The sequence below is a fragment of the Desulfonatronum sp. SC1 genome, from assembly GCF_003046795.1.
Taxonomy (GTDB): domain Bacteria; phylum Desulfobacterota; class Desulfovibrionia; order Desulfovibrionales; family Desulfonatronaceae; genus Desulfonatronum.
In genome coordinates, this window is the sequence record NZ_PZKN01000152.1 from 1 (window position 1) to 446 (window position 446).

A 446-nucleotide genomic window follows, 5' to 3' on the forward strand; every position below is an offset into this window, starting at 1 on the left:
CCATTGAAGATAGAACGGAGCAAATAGCTGACATGCTGATTTTTAATCCGCTATTGTTTTTTGCACACAGTGATAATCCATTTAAACTCGAAAATCGTGACTATCCGGTTGAGTATCCTTACATGTCGAGACGCAGGGTTTTATTGACGTACACTATACCTGAAGGTTACGAAGTTGAGAGCATTCCCGCTCCCCAGCGTATGCTGGCTGAAGACAGAAGCTTTACGTTTTTGTACAACATCACGCAATTGGGTAATACAATACATGTGGTTCATGATTTTTCCATCAATAAAACAATGTTTTTGCCCAACGAGTACGATGCGTTAAAGTCATTTTATGCCAGAGTAATTGACAAGCATGGTGAGAAAATTGTGTTGAAGAAGTTATCCAACTAACTTTTTGAGATGTGTGCTAGCCATTATCTATTTTGTTCATGATAACTATAT

The 446-nt window shown here is 38.1% G+C and carries 1 protein-coding gene; it reads left to right on the forward strand.

Annotated elements, in window-relative coordinates:
• Positions 1–395: DUF3858 domain-containing protein (locus C6366_RS21085; protein ID WP_233248584.1), on the forward strand; the 395-nt coding region annotated here is incomplete at its 5' end.
• Positions 396–446: the final 51 nt, after the last annotated feature.